Below are 6,510 nucleotides of genomic sequence, written 5' to 3'. Positions count from 1 at the left end.
ACGCCGCCAGCGTTCATCCTGAGCCAGGATCAAACTCTCAAATAAAAGTTTAACGGGCTCAGATACTGTTATATATCTGGCTTTGTTTGTTTGGTTTGTTTCAATTCTATAAATTAACCTACTGTTTAATTTTCAAAGTTCATTTTCTTGTTTGCCCTTTTCTTAAGGACAAGTAATACTTTATCATCTATAATTGACATCGTCAATACTTTTTTAATTTTTTTCGATATTTTTTCGAAAAATTATTTTTAAAAAATTTAAAATACTTTAATATTCGTTAAAATTCTAATAATATTACTAATATAAAAAGGTAATTACAAATACATATTATATATTTGTAATTACCTTTTTATTCAAATTATATAATCAAAACTGCCACTAAGGTAGTTACTACTAATCCTACTATTACAGGAATAAAGTTTCTTTTGGCAAGGTCTATTGGGCTTACTCCACATATTGCAGCTGCTGATACAAGTGCCCAAGGAACTAAACATCCTCCACCTACCCATATAGCGGCTATTTGACCTAGTGCAGAAAGCGCTCCAACGCTACATCCTGTAGCACTTCCAAATACTGCTGCAAGTGAACCAGCTAAAGACATACCTGAAAATCCAGATCCATCGAGTCCTGTTATTGCACCTACTACAGTTTCTATACTCGCTGCTGCAAATTTATTAAAAGGAACTGCTTGAGCTAATGCAATACCTGTATCTGATAATAATCCTTGAGAACCTGCTGGAAGCACCTCACCTAATACACTTGTTAGCGGTGCTACTTCTCCCATATAAAAGAATCCTGCTATTGGTATAATTATTGCAAAGATTTTTATTCCAAAGGTAAATCCTTGTGTTATATGTTCACAGATTTTCTCTAATCCTTTCTTACCATCATTTATTATATCTATTATCACTAATAAAAACACTGCTGTTCCACCTAATAACGCTGATGCATCCCCACCCTTAAGGTCAAATGCATACATGCACATTATATCTGCTAAAAATCCTATTAATACTAGTACTGTTGCTATTTTAGCTTTCGGGCTAAATTCTTTTATTTCTTCATGACTTACTTTTGAAAGCTCATCTTTAAACATCCCATTTTTTATGTCTCTTCTTAACATATAAAATGACGTTGATATTGTAACTATTGCCATTACCCAAAATAATATTATCCCTTCATTTACAACCTCACCAACTGGTATACCTGCGGCTCCTGCTGTTATACTTGGAGCTCCTTGGATTATAAAATCTGTAGATAAGGCTAATCCGTGACCAAATAAGTTAAGCGCTATTGCAACTCCTATTGCCGGTAGTCCTGCATTTATAGCTATTGGTAAAAATATCGCTCCTACTAAAGCAACTGCTGGAGTTGGCCAGAAGAACCAAGATAATAACATCATAACTATACCTACTACAAAGAACGCTGTAGTCGGGTTTTTTATAACCTTTGAAAATGGCTTTACCATATAATTTATAGCTTTTCTTTCTTCTAAACTCTTTGATAAAGCTACCATCACCCCTATTATCAATATAATTGGACCAAGTTCCCCTAAAGCTATAATAAATGAATTAAAAACTGCGCTCACTGCCCCTATTGTACTATGCTTATAAAATAATCCTAGGCAAAATACACCTAAAACACATGGTACTATAATGTCTTTTTTCATTAACATTGCTATTAATATAATGAACATAAACGCTATATAGATGTAATGTGCTCCTGTTAAAGTCATAATCTCTGTCCCCTTTACTTTTTGATAATAATATTATATGAACTTTAAATAAAGTTGTTCCTAAACCTTTATGATTATTGTTTACTTAATTTTATCAACTAATTTCCCTATATTAATTTATTTATCTTTATCAATAAATTCTTATATAACTACAAATAGTAAAAAAAAAAGATGAATTTCTATAAAATCCACCTTTTCAATATCATTTACTAATTTGTAATTAAACAGTTATCCATAAGATTATATTTTTCATATAAAGGATATTTATTAGTCAATCCAATTACTAACTCCCTTGCTTTTTCGTTATTATCGTATGTCAAGCATAAATCTATAGCTTCTGCTATTACTACCATATCTTCTTCTACCATACCTCTTGTAGTTATAGATGGTGTACCTATTCTTATCCCGCTTGTTACATTCGCTCCATTTGGATCATTTGGTATAGAATTTTTATTAACAGTAATATAAGCTTCATCTAATCTATATTCAGCTTCTTTTCCTGTTACATTTTTATTAGTTAAATCTAGTAATATTAAATGATTATCAGTACCTCCACTTAATAATTTAAAATCTCTTTTTATAAGTTCTTGTGCTAATATCTTACAATTTTTAACTACTTGTTTTTGATACGTTTTAAATTCTTCACTTAAAGCTTCTTTAAAACAAACTGCTTTAGATGCTATTATATGTTCAAGTGGTCCACCTTGAATTCCTGGAAATATAGCTTTATCTATAGCATTAGCATACTTTTCTTTACAAAGTATAATTCCTCCACGAGGTCCTCTTAATGTTTTGTGAGTAGTACTAGTTACAAAGTCTGCTACTTCACATGGATTTTGATGTAATCCTGCTGCAACTAACCCTGCTATATGAGCCATATCCACCATAAGCATAGCTCCTACTTCATCAGCTATTTCTTTAAACTTTCTAAAATCTATTTCTCTTGGATATGCACTTGCTCCTGCTACTATTAATTTAGGTTTTATTTCACGTGCAACTTTTCTTACTTCATCATAATCTATTAGTCCATCTTGCTTACTCACTCCATATTCATAGAAATTAAAATATTTACCTGATATATTTACTGGTGAACCATGAGTTAAGTGACCACCTTGAGATAAATTCATACCAAGAACTGTATCACCTGGCTTAAGTATTGCAAAGTAAACACCTATATTTGCATTAGCCCCTGAATGCGGTTGTACGTTAGCATGTTCTGCACCAAATATATTCTTTAGTCTTTCAATTGCCAAAACTTCCACTTCATCAATATGTACACAACCCCCGTAATATCTTCTTGATGGATACCCTTCTGCATATTTATTAGTTAAATGACTTCCCATAGCTTCTATAACTGGTACTGATACAATATTTTCCGATGCTATTAATTCTATATTTCTTTGTTGTCTTACCAACTCTCTTTTCATACTTGCATAAACTTCGGGATCTGCTTTTTTTAAATTTTCAAACATATATAAAACCTCCTATAATAAAAGTTTATTAATTAGGAAAAATAAACTATAAATGTACACAATATATATATTCATATTTATATATAATTAGCCCTTATATTTTGATAATTGTCTTAAAATAATATAAAGTTTTCAATTATCCTATGCATACTAACGTAACCATTTAAACTTATCAGTCTATCTTAAGCCAATAAAATATTAACATTATATTTTATTGATATATTATTTTTATTTAATAATGAACATATATTGTAAAATTTGATATAATCATTATATTAATTTTATTTTGGAGGTGTTTTATGAACAATGAATATCGAATATAGTCAAGAGTATAAAAAAGATGTACTTAGATTAGCACTATTCCTTGGTGAACTTATGTTATCAAATGGTGCAGAAACATATCGTGTTGAAGACAGCATTCTTAGAATTTGTAAGTCTAGAGGTTTTCATCATATAAATGTTTTTACAGCTCCTACTGTAATAATAATTTCAGATGAAAGGTTTGATGGTTTATCCTTTATGAAAACTATTAAAAGTAGATCTATAAATTTAAATAAAATTTCTTTATTAAATAATTTTTCTAGAGAGTTCGTAAATAATCCTGATTTGTCTATTGAAAATGCTATAAAAGAACTTAAACAATTAAATGCAGTAAGTGCATATCCACCTTACTTAGTTAATTTATGTACTGGATTTGCATCAGCATCTTTTGCTTGTTTATTAGGGGGAAATAATATAGTAAACTTCCTGTTTACTTTTATTACATCTATACTAGCAGTTATGTCTTTTAAAAAGATAATGAAAATCAGCTCAATACCAGCTTTTTCTAGTTTAGTAGCATCAGTTTTAATAGCAACTGCAGGGGTTTTACTTACTCAATTTAGATTTTTAGATACACCTAGAATGCTTATAGTTGGTTCTATAATGCCACTACTTCCAGGAGTATCATTTATAAAAGGAATTCGTGATTTAATATCTGGAGACTTAATGTCTGGGGTTGCTCGTGCCTTTGATGCAGGTATGACTGCTATTTCAATTGCTTGTGGTGTTGGGCTTATTCTTGATATATGGCTTAGAGTAGGAGGTGTATTCTAATGACAGATATGCCTGTTTATATGCATTTTTTATTTTCTGCTTTATCTACAGTAGGTTTTTCAGTATTTCTAAATGCTCCTGTGTCATCTTTACTTCCAGCAGGTATAACTGGTGGTATCGGTTGGGCTATATTTTTCTACTTAATGAAAATTTCTTCTAATTCTATATTAGCTAACTTTGTTGCAGCTGCTGTTGTATCAACGCTTAGTGAAATATTAGCTAGAAAGTTGAAACAACCAGCTATACTATTTGTAATTCCAGGCATTATACTTTTAGTTCCAGGGCTTGGAATGTATAATACTATGTTATATCTAGTTCAAAAGAATTATGATTTAGCAATTTCTACCGGAGCTGATGTTCTATTCGTAGGAGGAGCTATTGCACTTGGAGTATTAGTAATAACTTCATTAGCTCGAACTATAAGTATATTTAAATTAAAGAAAAAAGCTGCTAAATAGCAGCTTTTTTTCTTTAATTTAAATTATATTATTTCTTAAATTTATAATCTAATCTCTGATCCATTTTTTAATACCACTTCTGTAACAACAGGTATATATTCTCTACTATCTCTAAATTTTTTATCATTTCTCTTTAAGATTGCAAAAGATAATAACATTAAAGCTATCCCTGCTATTCCACTTATAACTTCTCTGTTGCCACTTACTTTAAATAAACCTAATATAAAATAAGTAGCTATCGTTCCAACAAGAAGAGCTAATAAAGGTAATACATATGCTATTGTTGCTGCCTTTAAAACATTTACAGTTTCCATGTTAACTTTTACCTTATCTCCTACACATGCTCCTATGGTATTATCAACTTCTACTATTATGTCTTTTTTCTCTGATGTAGTTGCACATTTACCACAAGATGCACACGCTGAATGACGTTGCATCTTAAGTTTAGCAGTTTTTTTATCAACTATTTCTACAATATACCCTTGTTGTTCCATTACGCTTCCCCCTTATTTAGTAAACTTATTTATAGTTTCTATAAGTTCATTTATCATATTTTCACTGCTTTGATTTTCTCCATTTCTTAAACTTTCTGAAACGCATCCCTTTACATGGTTTTCTAAGATCATTGTACCTACTTTGTTTATAGCAGACCTTATCGCAGATATTTGAACTAATATATCCACACAATATCTTTCTTCATCTAACATTTTTTGAATTCCTTTAACTTGTCCTTCAATTCTTTTAAGCCTTCTCATAAGAGCATCTTTGTCATTTAATTTTGATAATTTTTTTTCATCCATTAATCCACCTCATATTAAGTGATATATAATATTATAACTTATTTTTTGAAAACCTTGCACACTAGTTATTTTTTTATCGTTATCTGTTATAAATATTTTTCATTATGTAAATTATATTATTATACGATAATTTTGAAAAGGTGGGATTTTTATATGGATATACAATCTAAAACTAATGCAAAACAGGCTTTAAATAGTCTTAAAATGGAGATAGCTAATGAACTTGGATATAACTATAATATGACTAATGATAAAATCGAAAGTAATGCTCCTCAAGGAACTCTAGAAGGCCAAGCTAAAAATGTATTAGCTGGTGAACAAGTTGGTGGAATGATGAGCAGAGAGTTAGTACAAATGGGTGAACAAATTTTACTAGATCAATATAATTCTAAAAAATAATTCAAAAGCCTAATCCTTAATACTAAGAATTAGGCTTTTATTTATATTAACTATTCTTTATCAGCTATATCAACCTTTATGCTTAACTCTTCTAATTGAGTTTCTTCAGCAACTGCTGGAGCATTTGTCATCGGACAAACAGCACTTTGGTTTTTAGGGAATGCTATAACATCTTTGATGTTATTAGTTCCAGCAAGTATCATCACAAGTCTATCAAGACCAAATGCTATACCTGCATGAGGAGGAGTTCCATATTTGAAAGCATCTAATAAGAAACCAAATTTCTCTTGAGCTTCTTCTTGTGAGAATCCTAATGCCTTGAACATTTTTTGTTGAACATCAGCATTAAATATTCTAACACTTCCTCCACCTACTTCGTATCCATTTATAACTATATCGTAAGCCTTAGCTCTTAAAGATGCTTTATCATCTCCTTCTAATCTTTCTATATCTTCGTCTAGTGGAGATGTGAATGGGTGATGCTTAGCTATCATTCTTCCAGTTTCTTCATCTTCTTCAAATACTGGGAATTCAGTCACCCATAACATGTTATA

At 30.4% G+C, this 6,510-nt stretch carries 8 protein-coding genes; 3 read left to right on the top strand and 5 right to left on the bottom strand.

Features of this window, described 5'->3' with window-relative positions; all coding sequences use genetic code 11:
• Positions 1-358: 358 nt before the first annotated feature.
• Together VLM92_RS02460 and glyA are read right to left on the bottom strand one after the other, a co-directional pair.
• Complete coding sequence (locus VLM92_RS02460; protein WP_325274769.1) at positions 359-1,732, bottom strand: TRAP transporter large permease subunit; 1,374 nt, start codon at positions 1,730-1,732, stop codon at positions 359-361.
• Positions 1,733-1,941: 209 nt separating this feature from the next.
• Positions 1,942-3,204, bottom strand: coding sequence for a serine hydroxymethyltransferase (gene glyA / locus VLM92_RS02455; RefSeq protein ID WP_325274768.1), 1,263 nt, complete (start codon positions 3,202-3,204; stop codon positions 1,942-1,944).
• Positions 3,205-3,510: 306 nt separating this feature from the next.
• Between glyA and VLM92_RS02450 the strand changes: the two genes are divergently transcribed.
• Together VLM92_RS02450 and VLM92_RS02445 are read left to right on the top strand one after the other, a co-directional pair.
• Positions 3,511-4,299: a threonine/serine exporter family protein gene (locus VLM92_RS02450; RefSeq protein ID WP_325274767.1), complete on the top strand. Its 789-nt coding sequence runs from the start codon at positions 3,511-3,513 to the stop codon at positions 4,297-4,299.
• Positions 4,299-4,757 carry a threonine/serine exporter family protein gene (locus tag VLM92_RS02445; RefSeq protein WP_325274766.1) on the top strand — a complete coding sequence of 153 codons (459 nt, stop codon included), beginning with the start codon at positions 4,299-4,301 and terminating at the stop codon, positions 4,755-4,757. The genes VLM92_RS02450 and VLM92_RS02445 overlap by 1 nt, the downstream gene beginning before the upstream one ends.
• Positions 4,758-4,798: 41 nt before the next feature.
• Here VLM92_RS02445 and VLM92_RS02440 read toward each other — a convergent pair whose 3' ends face one another.
• Together VLM92_RS02440 and VLM92_RS02435 are read right to left on the bottom strand one after the other, a co-directional pair.
• The gene (locus tag VLM92_RS02440) at positions 4,799-5,251 is read right to left on the bottom strand and encodes a SoxR reducing system RseC family protein (RefSeq protein ID WP_325274765.1); all 453 of its coding nucleotides are present in this window, start codon (positions 5,249-5,251) and stop codon (positions 4,799-4,801) included.
• A gap of 12 nt (positions 5,252-5,263) precedes the next feature.
• Entirely contained in the window at positions 5,264-5,557 is a 294-nt protein-coding gene (locus VLM92_RS02435; protein ID WP_325274764.1) for a metal-sensitive transcriptional regulator, read from the bottom strand.
• Between the two features lie 153 nt (positions 5,558-5,710).
• Between VLM92_RS02435 and VLM92_RS02430 the strand changes: the two genes are divergently transcribed.
• A complete protein-coding gene (locus VLM92_RS02430; protein WP_325274763.1) occupies positions 5,711-5,956 on the top strand; it encodes a small, acid-soluble spore protein, alpha/beta type in 246 nt (81 codons plus the stop codon).
• Between the two features lie 50 nt (positions 5,957-6,006).
• On the opposite strand, the gene VLM92_RS02425 is transcribed toward VLM92_RS02430, so the two are convergent.
• A partial coding sequence (locus VLM92_RS02425; RefSeq protein WP_325274762.1) for an amino acid--tRNA ligase-related protein occupies positions 6,007-6,510 on the bottom strand: 504 nt, incomplete at its 5' end.

Source organism: Romboutsia sp., from assembly GCF_035470145.1.
In the GTDB taxonomy this organism is placed as follows: domain Bacteria; phylum Bacillota; class Clostridia; order Peptostreptococcales; family Peptostreptococcaceae; genus Romboutsia_D.
The sequence above is the reverse complement of the archived record's forward strand: the minus strand, read 5'-3'. Positions and strand labels throughout refer to the sequence as shown.

What these genes read in the sequence shown, in the direction of transcription:
- VLM92_RS02460 (WP_325274769.1), bottom strand. Translation starts at nt 1,732, where the DNA reads ATGACTTTAACAGGAGCACATTACATCTATATAGCGTTTATGTTCATT.
- glyA (WP_325274768.1), bottom strand. Translation starts at nt 3,204, where the DNA reads ATGTTTGAAAATTTAAAAAAAGCAGATCCCGAAGTTTATGCAAGTATG.
- VLM92_RS02450 (WP_325274767.1), top strand. Translation starts at nt 3,511, where the DNA reads ATGAATATCGAATATAGTCAAGAGTATAAAAAAGATGTACTTAGATTA.
- VLM92_RS02445 (WP_325274766.1), top strand. Translation starts at nt 4,299, where the DNA reads ATGACAGATATGCCTGTTTATATGCATTTTTTATTTTCTGCTTTATCT.
- VLM92_RS02440 (WP_325274765.1), bottom strand. Translation starts at nt 5,251, where the DNA reads ATGGAACAACAAGGGTATATTGTAGAAATAGTTGATAAAAAAACTGCT.
- VLM92_RS02435 (WP_325274764.1), bottom strand. Translation starts at nt 5,557, where the DNA reads ATGGATGAAAAAAAATTATCAAAATTAAATGACAAAGATGCTCTTATG.
- VLM92_RS02430 (WP_325274763.1), top strand. Translation starts at nt 5,711, where the DNA reads ATGGATATACAATCTAAAACTAATGCAAAACAGGCTTTAAATAGTCTT.